This is a genomic window from Sphingobium anseongense (genome assembly GCF_037725245.1).
Lineage (GTDB): Bacteria > Pseudomonadota > Alphaproteobacteria > Sphingomonadales > Sphingomonadaceae > Sphingobium.
Genome location: NZ_JBBJUL010000004.1, coordinates 302,409 through 316,672 on the forward strand (window position 1 = coordinate 302,409; position 14,264 = coordinate 316,672).

A 14,264-nucleotide genomic window follows, 5' to 3' on the forward strand; every position below is an offset into this window, starting at 1 on the left:
CGCCCGCCCCTTACTATCAGATGACGCCGAACGTCCAGCCCTCCGTTGCCGCAATATGGCGCGTCAGGCCGGTCGGGGACCACAGCGCGGGATCATCGGCAACCTTGCGCAGCCAAGCGGCGGTCAGCATCGCGTCGGTGGCATGATCGTCATAACGGTCGAGCGCCGCGTGCGGGCGCACGTCCAGGCCCGCCAGCGCCACGTCGAGCGCGCCGCCGCTGCGCATCTTCGACAGCCCCTTGCGGATGCCGGCGGCCCGCGCGGCGATGGCGGTATAGATTTCGACGATCAGCGGCCCGGTGTCGGGAACAGGATCGAACGGCCATATCGGCACCTTGCCGCGCAGCCGGTGCAGGACGCGCATGCCGGTGAGGCTCGACTTGCCCACCTGCGCCGCACCGACGAGGTTGAAGCAGCTATAGGGCGACAGGCCCATGGCGAGTTGGCCCAGTTCGCACTGTCGCAGGCGGCCGCGCCCCGGAGGGTAGAGGTCGCCGCAGTCGCGCTGCTGGCGGAAATGGCGACGGATGTCGCGATGGGCGATAATGCCGCCGACGCCCAGATGCGGGTCGCCCGAGCACAGATCATCGACCATGGCCCAAAGCGCGGGCGCGTCTGGAGGAGAGGCGGGCCAGTCGGGGAAATAGGCGTTACGGTCGATGAAGGGCAGGGCCGGCGACAGGTCGAGGCCGACGAGGATGCGGGTGCCCGTGGCCGCATGATCGGCGAGCCACCCGCAGATCGCCTCGCGACTCCAGCCCCGTTCGGGTCGCAGCAGTTGGGGCGCGGCGTCGCCCCGCCCGGCATGGGCGAGCGCAAGGCCCCTGGGCCGCTCCACCGCCTGACCCGACCAGTCGATGACGGCGAACCGATCGAACGGCTTCATGCGTTCCGTTCGCGCCGCAGCCTGTCCCAATGGGCGATGCGATCGGCAATGCGCGCCTCGAACCCGCGGTCGGTGGGCGCGTAGAACGCTTGCGGCGTCATGTCTTCCGGCCAGTAATTGTCGCCCGAAAATCCGTCTGCCTGGTCATGGTCATAGGCGTAATCCTTGCCATAGCCGATATCCTTCATCAGCCTGGTTGGCGCATTGAGGATGTTGGCAGGCGGCATCAGCGATCCGGTGTCGCGCGCCGATTTCCACGCGGCCTTCTGCGCCACATAGGCGGCGTTGGATTTGGGCGCGGTGGCGCAATAGAGGCAGGCCTGAACGATCGCCAGCTCGCCTTCGGGAGAGCCAAGAAATTCGTATGAATCGCGCGCGGCGAGGCACTGGATCAACGCCTGTGGGTCGGCGAGGCCTATATCCTCGCTGGCGAAGCGGACAAGCCGGCGAAGGACATAGAGCGGCTGTTCCCCGGCGGTCAGCATCCGCGCCAGATAATAGAGCGACGCCTGAGGATCGGACCCGCGCAATGCCTTGTGCAGGGCGGAGATGAGATTGTAGTGGCCTTCGCGATCCTTGTCATAGACCGCCAGGCGACGATGCAGCAGTTCGGACAGGCCAGCGGGATCGAGCGGATCGGCGATGTCGATGGCATAGAGCGTTTCGGCCTGATTGAGCAGGAAGCGGCCGTCGCCGTCGGCGCTGGCGACCAGCGCCTCGCGCGCTGCGGGCAGAAGCGGCAGCGGCCGGCCCATCAGCGTTTCGGCGCGGCCGAGCAACTGTTCGAGCGCGGCCGTGTCGAGCCGGCGCAGGATCAGCACCTGCGCGCGCGAAAGCAGCGCGGCGTTCAGTTCAAAGCTGGGATTTTCGGTGGTGGCACCCACCAGCGTGACCGTGCCGTCTTCGACAAAGGGCAGGAAACCGTCCTGCTGGGCGCGATTGAAGCGATGGATTTCATCCACGAACAACAAGGTGCGCTCGCCCAGGCGCGCATGGTCGCGAGCGGCGGCGAATATCTTCTTGAGCTCGGCGACGCCGGAAAACACCGCGGAGATCGGTTCGAACCGCATCCCGACATCCTGCGCCAGCAGGCGGGATATGGTGGTTTTGCCGGTGCCGGGCGGCCCCCACAAAATGATCGAGGATAATCGTCCCGCCGCCACCATCCGGCCGATGGTGCCTTCCGGTCCGGTCAGATGATCCTGCCCGACGACCTCGTTCAAGGTGCGGGGGCGCAGCCGGTCGGCAAGCGGCGCGTCGCGCTCGGTGTCGGTGGCGGCACCGGATTCGGGGGCGAACAGGTCTGTCATCTGCGCCCCATATAGGAAGCATGCGCGCGTCAGGGAACCGGGCTGGCGTGCGGCCGCGCGCCGCGCTCGCGCTGGCGGATGACGCGCAGATAGGTGTCGACCAGCGCCTGATTGACCTGGTCCCAGCCGAAGCGTTCGACCATCGCCTGGCTGGCCCCCCCGGCATCGGCCCGCGCCTGCGCATCGTTGCAGTAGGCCTGGAGCGCATCGGCGAATGCGCCGATCGCGCCGGGGCGCACCAGACGCCCGGTCACGCCGTCGGTCACCAGGCTTTCGCTGCCCGTGGCGCGGGCGGCGACCGTGGGCAGGCCGCACGCCATCGCTTCCAGCGTCACATTGCCGAAGGTTTCCGTGACCGACGGATTGAACAGCATGTCCATGCTCGCGACGGCGCGGCCCAGATGTGGGCCTTGCTGGAAGCCGGCGAATACGCCGTCGGGCAGGCGGCTTTGAAACCATTCGCGCGCAGGCCCGTCGCCCACCACCAGCACCCGGTGGCGCACCTGCCGAAGGTTGAGCTGGTCGATCGCATCGGAAAAGACGTCCAGCCCCTTTTCCATCACAAGCCGCCCGACAAAGCCGATGACGGGCACATCGTCGGCGATGCCGAGCGAGCGGCGCCATTGCGGGTCGCGACGGGCGGGGGTGAAGATATTGCGGTCGATGCCGCGCGTCCAGATGCCCACGTCATAGCTCATCCGCTGTTCGCGCAGCAATTGCGCCATCGATTCGGATGGCGCAACGATGGCGTCGCAGCGGCGATAGAAGCGCCGCAATATCCCTTCGACCACAGGTTCCAGAAAGGCGAGGCCGTAATAGCGCGGATAGGTTTCGAAGCGGGTATGCACCGACGCCACGATCGGCCGGTCGTGGCGTCGCGCCCAGCTGAGCGCGCGATGGCCGAGCGGATCGGGGCTGGAGACATGGACGATATTGGGCGCGAATTTCGCCAGGTCGCGCCGCACCCGGCCCGACATGCGATAGGGGATGCGATATTCGCCCCGGCCCGGCACCGGCACCGATGGCGTGCTGACCAGATCGCCCGCCGGCTCGAACGCGGGAGTGTCTGTGGTCGGCGAATAGACGCGGACGCTTGCCCCCTGCCGCAGCAGATAGCCGACGATACGGTTCAGCGCCTGGTTGGCCCCGTCGCGCACATAATTGTAATTGCCGCTGAACAGCGCGACGCGAAGGCCTGTGACATCCATGTGACGCCATTAACCCAGCCGCATGGAAAGACCAAGGGAACCACCGCGCATCTCGATGATTTTGCGGACAGGTTCTTAAAAACAGGAGGTTATTCCATGTCCGCAACCTTTCGTCAGGGATCGCGCGTCAAGTGGAACTGGGGGCAAGGCGTGGGACGCGGCAAGATTGTCGAACGGTTCGGCCGTCATGTGGAACGCAGGATCGAAGGCGCGCTGATCCGCCGCAACGGATCGATGCGGAACCCGGCGTTCCTGGTCCGGGCGGACAATGGCGCCGAGGTGCTGAAGCTCGAATCGGAACTTAGCTCCGCCTGACCCTGACCTTTCAACCTTTGGCCCCTGGACGCGCTCTCGGCCTTGGCCAGGGCGCGCAAAAATGGCATGGGGCGGGATGCCCGCGCTGTCCTCCATGATCGCCCAAACACTGTTGGTAGGCCTGCCCCGCCCATTTCGCGGAAATGACCATAGCGCGATCGCCAAGGCGGCCGTGGCTGGCCCTGTGCGGGTCGGCTGGCTGGGGCTGGAAGGCGATGGCGTTGCCGATCCTGTCCATCATGGCGGCTGGGACAAAGCGGTGCATCTGTATGCGCAGGATCATTATGACTGGTGGCGGGATCGCAGGCCCGGCCATCCGCTGTGGGACGCGCCCGGCGCATTCGGCGAGAATATCGCATCGCGCGGAATGACCGAAACCGACATCTGCGTCGGCGACCGCTTCACCTTCGGCAGCGCCATCCTGGAGGTGAGCCATGGTCGGCAACCATGCTGGAAGCTCGATTACCGCTTCGGCGTGCGTGACATCAGCGCGACGATCGTCAAGAGCGCGCGGTGCGGCGTATATTTCCGGGTGATCCGCGAGGGCGAGGCGGCGGCGGGCGACGTCATGACACTGCTGGAGCGCCCCCAGCCGTCATGGACGGTCGAGCGCGTCTTCCGGCTGCTGATCGGCGGCGGGCACAAGCGCGATCCCGAATCGGTGGCGGCGCTGTCGACCCTGACGGTACTGGCCGAAGCATGGCGCAGCCGAGCGGCGCAACTGGCCCGATAGACATCGGCCAGCGTTCACCATCGGGGCGAGGGGAGAAGGAGCGCGTCAATCGGCCTGTCGTGCGGCGGCATCCCGTCGCTGGTGACGAAGCCATGGACCCAGAAGCTGTCGATCGCGGTTCCCAGCGCGACGACCAGCAGCAGCGGCGCGACGACCGACAGGATGCGCGGGGCGGCCCGCATCCCCCAGGCGGGCATCAGCGCCATCAGCGCGAGCGGCATCAGCGGCAGGAAATAGCGGCCCTGCGTGCCTTGAACATAGTCGGCGGCAAGCGGCGTGCCGGTCAGGTACATGGCGGTTTCGACAAGCAGCGCCGTGCCGATGGCGACGGCCAGCCACCAGAGCCGCTGGCCGAACGAAAAGCGCGTGCCGCTGCCCGACAGCAGGGCGCCGGCGAGCATGAGCGCCGCCAGAGGATAAGCGAGCAGAGGCAGCAGGATCGCGTTCCAGCCCAAGCGCCCCACGATCTGGAGCGCATAGACCGGCGCGCGCTCGACGATGCTGGACAGCAGGATGCGGGCAAAGCCTGCCGGATCGCCCAGGATATAGCCGAGCTGATCGGCCAGGGGCGCGGTCATGACGTTCTCGCCGGTCTTGCGGGAGATGATGTGATAGAGGGCGGGCGTACCGCCGGAATAGCTCATCCAGCCGATGAAGACGATGGCGCCCGCCGCCATCGCGCCCAGGATCAGCCCTGGCCCCCGTTCGCCCCGGCGCGGCCAGCGCAGGCCCGCGGCCATCAGCGGCAGATAGACGCCCTTTGCCAGCGCGAGCAGTGGCGCGACCAGGAAAAGGGCAGCGGTGCGTGCGGGACGGGGCGGGGCGTGGCCGATCCTGAGCGCCAGCGCCAGGCCGAGGAAGCCGACCGAATTGATCACGGCGTCGGGCGAAAGCGATCCGGTCTGGTAAACGGCGGTCGGCAACAGCGCGACGCCCAGCAGCGCCATGCGACCGAACGGCAGCAGGCGCAGTGCCAGCAGGATCAGGCCGAGCGCCACGAGCGCGTTGACCATCCGGCCTGTGTAAAAGGCGCCCAGGCGCGGCAGGCCGATCGCATCGCCGATCACCAGCCCCGCCGCGCCGGGCGCATAAAGGGTGGGCGCATAATTGGCGACATTGGGAAAATCGGCAAAGCGGCGGCCGGGGCGCGCGGCATCGGCGCTCCACGCGCGCCGGAGCATGTCGAGCGAATAAAGCTGGATCGCGCCCGGCGTTTCGGTCGGGAAATCGACATCGTGCAGGTCGGTCGCCGCGCGGGGCAGTTGCGCGCCGATCATCGGCCCCTGCGTCTGCGTGAGGACGCCGCCTTCGCTCAGCAGCAGCGCCTTCATATAATGCTGATTTTCGTCGGGCGCCTGAAACGGCGGCGTGATGAGCGTGAACAGCAAGGTCGCGGCAACCACGAGCGTGAACAACCAGCGTTCAACGTGCGTCAATGATGCCGTGTCGCTGTACATTCCCGCCCTGACGCCCCGCGCCGATGACCGGCGGCGGGCACGAGACTAGGGGGCAAGGCTTAACATTTCCAGACGGCGACGAAATATTGCCGGTACGGACATCAAGGATCGTCATGCGCGACATGCGCGACGGGTGGATGGAGGCGCAGGCGCGTGACGCGGCGGCCGTCGCTGGCGACGATCTCCAACTTCCAGCCGCTATTTTCGTGCATCAATATTTCGCCCGGATCGGGCACGCGCCCGGCAAGGACGAAGGCGAGGCCTCCCAGCGTATCGACATCTTCCTCGACATCGGCCAGGCGCTGATCGATCTCGTCCGCGACATCGTCCAGTTCGGCGCGGGCATCGGCATCCCACATGCCGCCTTCCAGCGGCACCAGCATCGCTTCGGGCGCGTCGTCATGCTCGTCCTCGACATCGCCGACGATTTCCTCGACCAGATCCTCGAACGTCAACAGCCCCTCTGTCCCTGAATATTCGTCCAGCACGATGGCGAGGTGCGTACGCTTGGCGCGCATTTCAGCGAGCAGGTCGAGCGCACCCATGCTTTCGGGCACATAAAGCGGCTGGCGGATCAGCGGCGCGAGGCTGTCCGGCACCGGCGACTTGCCGGCCAGGATCGCGAAGGCGTCGCGAATGTGAACCATGCCGACGATAGTATCGAGATTGTCGCGATAGACCGGAATGCGGCTGTGCCCCGTCTCGGCGAACAGCGCGGAAAGATCGGCGAAGCTCGCCCGTTCCTCGATGGCGATGATGTCGGCACGCGGGACGGCGACATCATCGACCGTATGTTCGCTGAAATGCAGGAGATTGCGGACCATCTGCCGCTCGATCGCCGACAGGTCGCCCTTGGCCGACGGGGCGGGGCCTTCATCGGCCTCGTCCTCGTCATATTCGTCGAGCGCTTCCTCCAGCTCCTTGCGAAGGCTGTGGTTTTCGCCGTCGCCGAACAGCAGCGACTTGATGCCGCTCCATAAACCGCCTTCACCGTTGCTACTGTCCGGCTCTTTCGAACTGGCGGCGTCCTTCGGGCTGCCTTCAGCCATGGCGTTTGTCATTCCCCTGTTGTGCGGTCCCCATAGGGGTCGGCAAGACCGATGCTGGCGAGGGCTTCCGTTTCCAGAGCCTCCATCGCCTCGGCCTCGCTGTCTTCCATATGGTCATATCCCAGCAAATGAAAAGTCCCGTGAATGATGAGATGAGCGGCGTGGTCGTCGATGGTGATGCCCTTTTCGGCCGCTTCGCTCGCGCAGACCCCCTGCGCCAGCACGATGTCGCCCAACAGGACCTCGCCATCGTCGGTATTGTCGAGTCCTTCGAGCAGATCGGCCTGCACCATCGGGAAGGACAGGACGTTGGTCGGCCGGTCCTTGTCGCGATAATCGCGATTGAGGTCCTGGACCTCCGCGTCGCTGGTCAGCTTGACCGCGACCTCGAAGGCGGTCGACTGGCTTTCGAACGCGGCATAGGGGCTGTGGCGGATCGCCGCCACCACCGCCCTGCCGGCCAGACGTTCCCAATCGAATCCCGGCATCCAGCCGCCTTCGTTGATCAGCGCTACGTCGATCATGGGCGCGCGTCCGGCCCTTCATAAGCGTCGACGATCCGCCCGACGATGGGATGGCGGACCACGTCGGCGATGCCGAAGGGGACGACCGCGATCCCCTCGACCCCCTCCAGCCGCCCGACCGCATCGGCGAGGCCCGATGTGCCGGGTTGCGGCAAGTCGACCTGCTTGGGATCGCCGCAGATCACCATGCGGCTGCCTTCGCCAAAGCGGGTGAGGAACATCTTCATCTGGGCGATGGTGGTGTTCTGCGCCTCGTCCAGCACGATGAAGGCATTGGCGAGGGTGCGGCCGCGCATGAAAGCGATGGGCGCGATCTCGATTTCGCCGCTGGCGATCCGCCGTTCGACCTGTTCGGCCGGCAGCGTGTCGTACAGGGCGTCGTAGATCGGCCGCAGATAGGGATCGACCTTTTCCTTCATGTCGCCGGGCAGGAATCCCAGCCGTTCGCCCGCCTCGACCGCCGGGCGCGACAGGATCAGCCGGTCGACGCTGCCGGTGATCAACTGGCTCACCGCCTGCGCTACCGCGAGATAGGTCTTGCCGGTGCCCGCCGGACCGAGCGCGAAGATGACATCGTTGCGGGCCAGCGCCTCCATGTAGGTCGCCTGCATCGCCGAACGCGGCACGATGGTCTTCTTGCGCGTGCGGATCATCACCTTGGGCGGCTCGGCCACGTCATGGCGGATGATGCCGTCCAGCGTCGGTTCGGACGACATGGCGATGACGGCCTCCACCGCGCCGGTGTCGATTTCCTGTCCCGCGACGATGCGGTTGTAGAGGCCGGTCATCACGTCGCGCGCGCGCGCCGCCGCCTGCGCCTCTCCCTCGATCTGGAGCTTGTTGCCGCGCGCGGCGATATAGACGCCCAGGCGATTTTCGATCGCGACCAGATTCTGGTCGTACTGGCCGAACAGGGCGCCCAGCAGATGCGGCTTTTCAAACGTCACCTCGATGCGGGCGCGTTCGGCGGTTTCGGGCCTGTGATTGGGTCTTTTGGGCATTTAGAAGCCTCCCTCGCTCGTCTTCCATCCCCGCATGACACTTGCCGGCCCTGATCGGGGTAGATGGCTTCCCGCCTGCGCGGGAACGACGATGCTTTGGTTCAAGCGGCTTTCCTTCTGCTGAGTTGCCCGGCCAGACTATTGGGGCCGGCGCTGATGATGTCCACATCTATCATGTCGCCGATGGCCAGATCGGGCGCGGTGACATGCACGGATTGGAGCCACGGTGTCTTGCCGACCAGTTGCCCCGGATGCCGCCCCTTGCGCTCCAGCAGGACCGCCATGGTCCGGCCGACGCTGGCGGTGTTGAAATCCAGCTGATGCCGGTTGATTGCCGCCTGTAGCCGGGCGAGGCGTTCGTCCATGACCTCGGCCGGAACCTGATCGTCCATATCGGCTGCCGGGGTGCCGGGGCGGGGGCTGTATTTGAAGGAATAGCATTGTGCGTAGCGCACCTGGTCGACGATCTTCAGAGTATCGCTGAACTCCGCATCGCTTTCGCCAGGGAAGCCGACGATGAAGTCGCCCGACACCGCGATGTCGGGCCGCACCGCGCGGACGCGGTCGATGATCCGCAGATAGGTTTCGACCGTATGGCTGCGGTTCATCGCCTTCAATATCCGGTCGTTGCCGGACTGAACGGGTAAATGGAGGAAGGGCATCAGCTTGTCGATTTCGCCATGCGCGGCGATCAGGCCGTCGCTCATGTCATTGGGATGGCTGGTGGTATACCGGATGCGATGAAGGCCCGGTATCGCCGCCAGTTCGCGGACCAGCCCGTCCATGCCCGTTAGGCGGCCCCTGCCGTCCTCGCCGGTCCAGGCATTGACGTTCTGGCCAAGCAGCGTGATCTCGCACACGCCGCCATCGACCAGCGCCTTGGCTTCGTCGACGATCGCCGCCCAGGGCCGGCTGATTTCCGCGCCGCGCGTATAGGGCACGACGCAATAGGTGCAGAATTTGTCGCACCCTTCCATGATCGTCAGGAAAGCGGTCGGTCGGGCCTGCTTGGTGCGGCCGGGCAGCGCGCCGAATTTGGATGCGGCCGGCATGTCGGTATCGACCGCCGCTTCGCCCCGGCCCGCCATGCCGATGAGGTCGGGGAGGCGGTGATAGGCCTGCGGTCCGACGACGATGTCGACCGTGGGCGCGCGGCGGCTGATTTCGGCTCCTTCGGCCTGCGCGACGCAGCCTGCGACCGCGATCATCGGGCGGGAGCCGTCCTCCCGGCGCAACCGGCCGATGTCCGAATAGACCTTGTCCACCGCCTTTTCGCGAATGTGACAGGTGTTGAGGATGACCAGATCGGCTTGCGCGCCATCGGCGGCTGCGCTCATGCCCTGCGCGCCCAGCATCTCGGCCATGCGCTCGCCGTCATAGACGTTCATCTGGCAACCGAAGGATTTGACGTGGAAAGAGGCCGGGGTCTTGGGCGTGTCGGTGTGATTCATGGGGTCCAGCTATACAGGCGCACCGTGCGCAGCGGAAGCCGCCTGTTGGCGGTCGATGCTGAGCGCGATTTTCCGATGCGCTTGCGCCGCCAGGGCCTTGCGATCGGCCAGTTCGGCGGGATCGAACGGATCGAGAAAGTGCAGCGTCACCACCAGCGGCCCTGGTCGCGCCAGCAGGCGGGCGGCATTGGCGCCGGCCGGTTCCGCTCCGTGCCAGGCGATCTGCCCGGTCGCCGCTCCATAGTCGATATGCACCGGCTGGATCATCACCGCGCGCGGCGGCGGCATCAACCCGGCGAGCAGCGACGGCTTGAACGGGAGCAGGCCGGACCCGTCGCTCGTCGTGCCTTCGGGAAACAGCGCGACCGGCTGGTGACCGCTCAATGCCGCGCGCAGGCGGTCGAGCTGGCCGCCAATATCCTGCCGCCGGCTCCGCGCGACGAAGATGGTGTTATTCTGTGCCGCGAGCCAGCCCACGACCGGCCACCGCTCTATGCCGTCATGCGCGACGAATGCCGTGCCCGTCGCGCCGCCCAATGCGAGGATGTCGATCCAGCTGACATGGTTGGCGATGAAGAAGACGTCGGCGCAACGCGGTTCGCCCGCCACGCGCACCTGCGCGCCCACCGCACGAGCGGCCAGACCCAGGAAGCGGCGGGGCCAGCGCGAATGCCGGCCCATCAGCTTCATGAACAGATGGGGCGGCAGGCACACCAGCAGGGCGGCCGCCAGCGCGGCGATCCGCCGCCAGCGACGACAGGCCGCGCGCACGGTTCAGGCCTTGCGGTCGATCGAGACGCCGTACAATTCCATGCGGTGATCGACCAGGCGGAAACCCAGCTTCTCGGCGATCTGGCGCTGGAGCTGCTCCAGTTCGGGATCGACAAATTCAATCACCTTGCCGGTTTCGACGTCGATCAGATGATCGTGATGGGCTTCGGGGGCGGCTTCGTAGCGCGCGCGGCCGTCGCCGAAATCATGGCGCTCCAATATGCCCGCTTCCTCGAACAGCCTGACGGTGCGATAGACCGTGGCGATGGAAATGCCGGGGTCCACGGCGGCCGCGCGCGTGTGGAGGCTCTCGACGTCAGGATGATCCTCCGCCTCGCTCAACACCTGCGCAATCACCTTGCGCTGTTCGGTGATGCGAAGCCCTTTTTCGTGGCACAGGGCTTCAATATCAATTTTTCGGTTCATGCAGGCTCGCTGGCTGGAAGGGGTATGGCCCGACCTTAGCCGCTTTTCCGACGCTGCAAAAGAGCGGGAAGGGCGGCCCGTCGATCATGGGCCGTCCTTTCGATCCGCACGGACGGTTATTTGGCGCGGCGACGGCGGCGGTTCGTTCCCAGGCCGATTTTCTTGGCCAGGGTGCGGCGCTGTTCGGCATAATTGGGGGAGACCATCGGATAATCGGCGGGCAGGCCCCACTTGGCGCGATAATCCTCCGGCGTCATCTGATAATGAGCCATCAGATGGCGCTTGAGCATCTTGAGCTTCTTGCCGTCTTCCAGGCAGACGATATAGTCTGGCTTGACCGACGATCGCACCGATACCGCCGGCTCCAGCTTGATTTGAGGAACCGGCGCGGGGCCGGACAGGCCCGCCAACGCGGCATGAACATTCTGGATCAGCGCCGGCATGTCAGAAACGGCAACGCTGTTGTTCGAAACATGCGCGGCTACGATATCCGATGCCAGCGTGATCAAAAGCTCGCTCTGTGCTGATGCGGTTTCCATTTTCGTTGCTCCGAAACGACCGGCTCCCTTTGCGCGGCCCGCCCGAAGAACAAATTCCGCAGGAACGGTGTCGCCCGGCCGAGCGTATCATAGCATGATTTCAATAGGGTTGCCCTTATAAAAGCATATCAATTCGAAAACTGAGCGCGTCGTGAAGTTGTCCATCCTTGCCGCGATAATAACCTGGCCGGCGATGCACATATTCGAACCCTGCCTTCTCATACAAGGCGACGGCCAAGTTCGAAGCCCGCACTTCCAGGTTCATCGAAGTAATGCCCCGGCTTCGCGCGGTCGACAGGCTGTGATGGAGCAGATCGCGCCCTGCGCCCCTCCCTCGCCATGGCGGATCGACCGCCAGCAGCAGCAATTCGCATTCGTCCAGCACCGACCGGACGAGCGCGAAACCGAGCGGCGCGGCGTCGACCGAGGCGATCGTCAGCCAGGTGCCCGGCATCGTCATCACCCCTGCCAGCTGGCCGGCCGTCCAGGCTTCGCCGTAAACGGGGTCAAAGGCGCGATCCATCACATGCATGGCGTCTGCCACGGCGTGCCGGTCGGGCTGTTCATGCCGGACAAGAGACAGGCCGGGAATCATCGCGCCGGTGCATCCATCGGCTGCGCGTCGGCCCCGCGCAGATAGAGCGGGCGGGGGGGCAGCGCGACCAGGCCTTCGATCATCGCGTAGGCGCGGGCGTCGGGATAAAGGCCGATCGCGGTTCCCGCGCCCCGCGCTGTCACCAGCGCTTCGGCGCCGGTGCCGTAGGCAACCGGCAGCGTCCATTGTTCGGCCAGCGTCGCGATGGGCGTCGATTGCGGTTCGTTCAGGGCGGTTTTGCCGTCGGCGGCGAACATCTGCCAGAACAGTTCGCCATGGCCGCCGGTGATGGTCACGGCGATGGGGTCGCTGCCGTGATCGGGGGCGGCCATCGCGGCCACCAGCGACAGCGCGGTATAGCCATCGACAGGGACATTCCAGGCAAGCGCGAGCGCGCGGGCGGCGGCGACGCCGATGCGGACGCCGGTGAAGCTGCCCGGCCCCACGTCCACCGCTATCCGGTCTGCCCGGCCGCCATCGGGCAGAGTGGCGATGGCGGGAACAAGCGTTTCGGCATGGCCGCGCCCGACGATTTCATGGACATGGCCGATCGGTTTGCCATGTTCGAACAACGCGACGGATAGCGCCTGCGTCGCTGTGTCGATTACCAGAATGCGCAACCACTATCCCCGACGATGATGCCGTTCGCGACGGCCCATCCGGCGGTTAACCGATCAACGGCATTTTGCAAATGTTACGCTTGGAGGGCGGGGGGTCAGACGGCGCGGACCTCGGTTACTTCGGGAACATAATGTTTGAGCAACTGCTCGATACCGTTCTTGAGCGTGGCGCTGGACGAGGGGCAGCCCGAACAGGCCCCCTGCATCTGGAGATAGACCTTCCCCTTGTCGAAACCGCGATAGATGATGTCGCCGCCGTCATTGGCGACGGCGGGGCGCACGCGCGTGTCGATGAGTTCGCGGATCTGTTCGATGATTTCCGCGTCGGCGGGATCGTCGGTAAAGTCGCCATCGTCGGGCGGCACCGCTATCCCGGCGGCCGTGCCAGGCGCGAACAGCGGCATGTTGGCCGAAAAATGGTCCAGCAGCAGGCCCAGAACATCGGGCTTGAGGTCCGACCAGCCGATGCCGGGCGCGGCGGTCACCGAGATGAAGTCATGACCGAAGAACACGCCCGTCACGTCGCCCAGGCCGAACAGGGCGTCGGCCAGCGGCGATGCTTGGGCATCCTCGGGCGAAGCGAAGTCGCGGGTGCCCATGTCCATCACTATCCTTCCGGGCAGGAATTTGAGCGTGGCGGGATTGGGCGTGGTTTCGGTCTCTATCAGCATGGCCGCTATGTGGTCCCAAAGGGCCGGATATTCAAGCATATCCTTGGGCCGGGGAGGAACTTACCGCTGGCCCGCCCATTGATATGCCGTCCCCCGCCCAAGGAGAATGGTGATGAACAACGAGACGGAAATTCGCGAGCGCTTCTGGCACGAACTGGAATCCAGTCCCTTCCTCATGGTCGGCCTGAGCGGATCGCACCAGCACAGCCTGCCCATGACCGCGCAACTCGACCGCAACGCCAACCATGCCTTCTGGTTCTACACGACGAAGGATAATCGGCTGGCGCCGGGCGGCCCGGCTATGGCTCAGTTTTCGGCCAAGGACCATTATCTGTTCGCCTGCATCGAAGGTACGCTGACGCCGGAAACCGATCCTGCCGTCATCGATCGCTACTGGTCGAAGGATGTCGAGGCCTGGTATCCGGGCGGTCGCAACGATCCCAACCTGCTGATGCTGCGCTTCAACCTTGGCACCGCCGAAATCTGGCGCGCGGACATGTCGATCAAGGGCATATTCAAGCAATTGTTCGGCGGCGACGTCCGCGACGAAATGAAGGGCAAGCACGCCGAAGTCGTGCTGTAAGAATTGTCTATCTGCACTTGCGGCCATTGCGACGACGCAATGGCCGCTTGCTTTCTGCACGCTCATCGGTCATACGCGCCGCAACGCAGCATTTGGGTCTGATCCCACCAGCGATTGGCAGCGTG

Annotated in this window: 17 protein-coding genes; 3 read left to right on the forward strand and 14 right to left on the reverse strand. The window is 65.4% G+C overall.

Annotated features, from left to right (window positions below; translation table 11 throughout):
* Positions 1–16 precede the first annotated feature (16 nt).
* From WG908_RS07745 to WG908_RS07755, 3 genes are read right to left on the reverse strand one after another with little or no spacing between them, the layout of a single operon-like run.
* Positions 17–886 (reverse strand): hypothetical protein, encoded by an 870-nt coding sequence (locus WG908_RS07745; RefSeq protein WP_340185985.1) that lies wholly within the window; start codon positions 884–886, stop codon positions 17–19.
* Positions 883–2,196: a replication-associated recombination protein A gene (locus tag WG908_RS07750; RefSeq protein WP_340185986.1), complete on the reverse strand. Its 1,314-nt coding sequence runs from the start codon at positions 2,194–2,196 to the stop codon at positions 883–885. Before WG908_RS07750 ends, WG908_RS07745 begins: the two co-directional genes overlap by 4 nt.
* A gap of 29 nt (positions 2,197–2,225) precedes the next feature.
* The gene (locus tag WG908_RS07755) at positions 2,226–3,404 is read right to left on the reverse strand and encodes a glycosyltransferase family 4 protein (RefSeq protein WP_340185987.1); all 1,179 of its coding nucleotides are present in this window, start codon (positions 3,402–3,404) and stop codon (positions 2,226–2,228) included.
* Positions 3,405–3,500: 96 nt separating this feature from the next.
* Here WG908_RS07755 and WG908_RS07760 point away from each other — a divergent pair, with 96 nt between their 5' ends.
* Complete coding sequence (locus tag WG908_RS07760) at positions 3,501–3,719, forward strand: hypervirulence associated TUDOR domain-containing protein (protein WP_340185988.1); 219 nt, start codon at positions 3,501–3,503, stop codon at positions 3,717–3,719.
* Positions 3,720–3,795: 76 nt separating this feature from the next.
* Positions 3,796–4,452 (forward strand): MOSC domain-containing protein, encoded by a 657-nt coding sequence (locus WG908_RS07765; protein ID WP_340185989.1) that lies wholly within the window; start codon positions 3,796–3,798, stop codon positions 4,450–4,452.
* A gap of 14 nt (positions 4,453–4,466) precedes the next feature.
* Here the strand turns inward: WG908_RS07765 and WG908_RS07770 are convergent, their stop codons facing one another.
* The 11 genes from WG908_RS07770 to WG908_RS07820 all read right to left on the reverse strand — a co-directional run bounded on the left by WG908_RS07770 (position 4,467) and on the right by WG908_RS07820 (position 13,556).
* Positions 4,467–5,909: a DUF2142 domain-containing protein gene (locus tag WG908_RS07770; protein WP_340185990.1), complete on the reverse strand. Its 1,443-nt coding sequence runs from the start codon at positions 5,907–5,909 to the stop codon at positions 4,467–4,469.
* A gap of 101 nt (positions 5,910–6,010) precedes the next feature.
* The gene (locus WG908_RS07775; RefSeq protein WP_340185991.1) at positions 6,011–6,958 is read right to left on the reverse strand and encodes a hemolysin family protein; all 948 of its coding nucleotides are present in this window, start codon (positions 6,956–6,958) and stop codon (positions 6,011–6,013) included.
* Between the two features lie 8 nt (positions 6,959–6,966).
* Positions 6,967–7,482 carry an rRNA maturation RNase YbeY gene (ybeY, locus tag WG908_RS07780; protein WP_340185992.1) on the reverse strand — a complete coding sequence of 172 codons (516 nt, stop codon included), beginning with the start codon at positions 7,480–7,482 and terminating at the stop codon, positions 6,967–6,969.
* Positions 7,479–8,483, reverse strand: a complete 1,005-nt coding sequence (locus tag WG908_RS07785) for a PhoH family protein (RefSeq protein ID WP_340185993.1) — start codon at positions 8,481–8,483, stop codon at positions 7,479–7,481. The genes ybeY and WG908_RS07785 overlap by 4 nt, the downstream gene beginning before the upstream one ends.
* A 101-nt stretch (positions 8,484–8,584) precedes the next feature.
* Positions 8,585–9,934 carry a tRNA (N6-isopentenyl adenosine(37)-C2)-methylthiotransferase MiaB gene (gene miaB / locus WG908_RS07790; protein ID WP_340185994.1) on the reverse strand — a complete coding sequence of 450 codons (1,350 nt, stop codon included), beginning with the start codon at positions 9,932–9,934 and terminating at the stop codon, positions 8,585–8,587.
* Positions 9,935–9,943: 9 nt separating this feature from the next.
* Positions 9,944–10,624 carry a lysophospholipid acyltransferase family protein gene (locus WG908_RS07795; protein ID WP_340186075.1) on the reverse strand — a complete coding sequence of 227 codons (681 nt, stop codon included), beginning with the start codon at positions 10,622–10,624 and terminating at the stop codon, positions 9,944–9,946.
* Between the two features lie 84 nt (positions 10,625–10,708).
* Entirely contained in the window at positions 10,709–11,131 is a 423-nt protein-coding gene (locus WG908_RS07800; protein WP_340185995.1) for a Fur family transcriptional regulator, read from the reverse strand.
* 116 nt (positions 11,132–11,247) lie between these two features.
* The gene (locus WG908_RS07805) at positions 11,248–11,670 is read right to left on the reverse strand and encodes a Ros/MucR family transcriptional regulator (RefSeq protein WP_340185996.1); all 423 of its coding nucleotides are present in this window, start codon (positions 11,668–11,670) and stop codon (positions 11,248–11,250) included.
* 115 nt (positions 11,671–11,785) lie between these two features.
* A complete protein-coding gene (locus tag WG908_RS07810) occupies positions 11,786–12,265 on the reverse strand; it encodes a GNAT family N-acetyltransferase (RefSeq protein ID WP_340185997.1) in 480 nt (159 codons plus the stop codon).
* A complete protein-coding gene (gene tsaB / locus WG908_RS07815) occupies positions 12,262–12,885 on the reverse strand; it encodes a tRNA (adenosine(37)-N6)-threonylcarbamoyltransferase complex dimerization subunit type 1 TsaB (protein ID WP_340185998.1) in 624 nt (207 codons plus the stop codon). Before tsaB ends, WG908_RS07810 begins: the two co-directional genes overlap by 4 nt.
* A gap of 95 nt (positions 12,886–12,980) precedes the next feature.
* Complete coding sequence (locus tag WG908_RS07820) at positions 12,981–13,556, reverse strand: NifU family protein (RefSeq protein WP_340185999.1); 576 nt, start codon at positions 13,554–13,556, stop codon at positions 12,981–12,983.
* A gap of 112 nt (positions 13,557–13,668) precedes the next feature.
* On the opposite strand from WG908_RS07820, the gene WG908_RS07825 reads away from it, so the two are divergent.
* Positions 13,669–14,139, forward strand: coding sequence for a pyridoxamine 5'-phosphate oxidase family protein (locus WG908_RS07825; protein WP_340186000.1), 471 nt, complete (start codon positions 13,669–13,671; stop codon positions 14,137–14,139).
* Positions 14,140–14,264: the final 125 nt, after the last annotated feature.

Coding starts and splice junctions, on each gene's coding strand:
- WG908_RS07745 (WP_340185985.1), bottom strand. CDS start 886: ATGAAGCCGTTCGATCGGTTCGCCGTCATCGACTGGTCGGGTCAGGCG.
- WG908_RS07750 (WP_340185986.1), bottom strand. CDS start 2,196: ATGACAGACCTGTTCGCCCCCGAATCCGGTGCCGCCACCGACACCGAG.
- WG908_RS07755 (WP_340185987.1), bottom strand. CDS start 3,404: ATGGATGTCACAGGCCTTCGCGTCGCGCTGTTCAGCGGCAATTACAAT.
- WG908_RS07760 (WP_340185988.1), top strand. CDS start 3,501: ATGTCCGCAACCTTTCGTCAGGGATCGCGCGTCAAGTGGAACTGGGGG.
- WG908_RS07765 (WP_340185989.1), top strand. CDS start 3,796: ATGCCCGCGCTGTCCTCCATGATCGCCCAAACACTGTTGGTAGGCCTG.
- WG908_RS07770 (WP_340185990.1), bottom strand. CDS start 5,909: ATGTACAGCGACACGGCATCATTGACGCACGTTGAACGCTGGTTGTTC.
- WG908_RS07775 (WP_340185991.1), bottom strand. CDS start 6,958: ATGGCTGAAGGCAGCCCGAAGGACGCCGCCAGTTCGAAAGAGCCGGAC.
- ybeY (WP_340185992.1), bottom strand. CDS start 7,482: ATGATCGACGTAGCGCTGATCAACGAAGGCGGCTGGATGCCGGGATTC.
- WG908_RS07785 (WP_340185993.1), bottom strand. CDS start 8,483: ATGCCCAAAAGACCCAATCACAGGCCCGAAACCGCCGAACGCGCCCGC.
- miaB (WP_340185994.1), bottom strand. CDS start 9,934: ATGAATCACACCGACACGCCCAAGACCCCGGCCTCTTTCCACGTCAAA.
- WG908_RS07795 (WP_340186075.1), bottom strand. CDS start 10,624: ATGAAGCTGATGGGCCGGCATTCGCGCTGGCCCCGCCGCTTCCTGGGT.
- WG908_RS07800 (WP_340185995.1), bottom strand. CDS start 11,131: ATGAACCGAAAAATTGATATTGAAGCCCTGTGCCACGAAAAAGGGCTT.
- WG908_RS07805 (WP_340185996.1), bottom strand. CDS start 11,670: ATGGAAACCGCATCAGCACAGAGCGAGCTTTTGATCACGCTGGCATCG.
- WG908_RS07810 (WP_340185997.1), bottom strand. CDS start 12,265: ATGATTCCCGGCCTGTCTCTTGTCCGGCATGAACAGCCCGACCGGCAC.
- WG908_RS07820 (WP_340185999.1), bottom strand. CDS start 13,556: ATGCTGATAGAGACCGAAACCACGCCCAATCCCGCCACGCTCAAATTC.
- WG908_RS07825 (WP_340186000.1), top strand. CDS start 13,669: ATGAACAACGAGACGGAAATTCGCGAGCGCTTCTGGCACGAACTGGAA.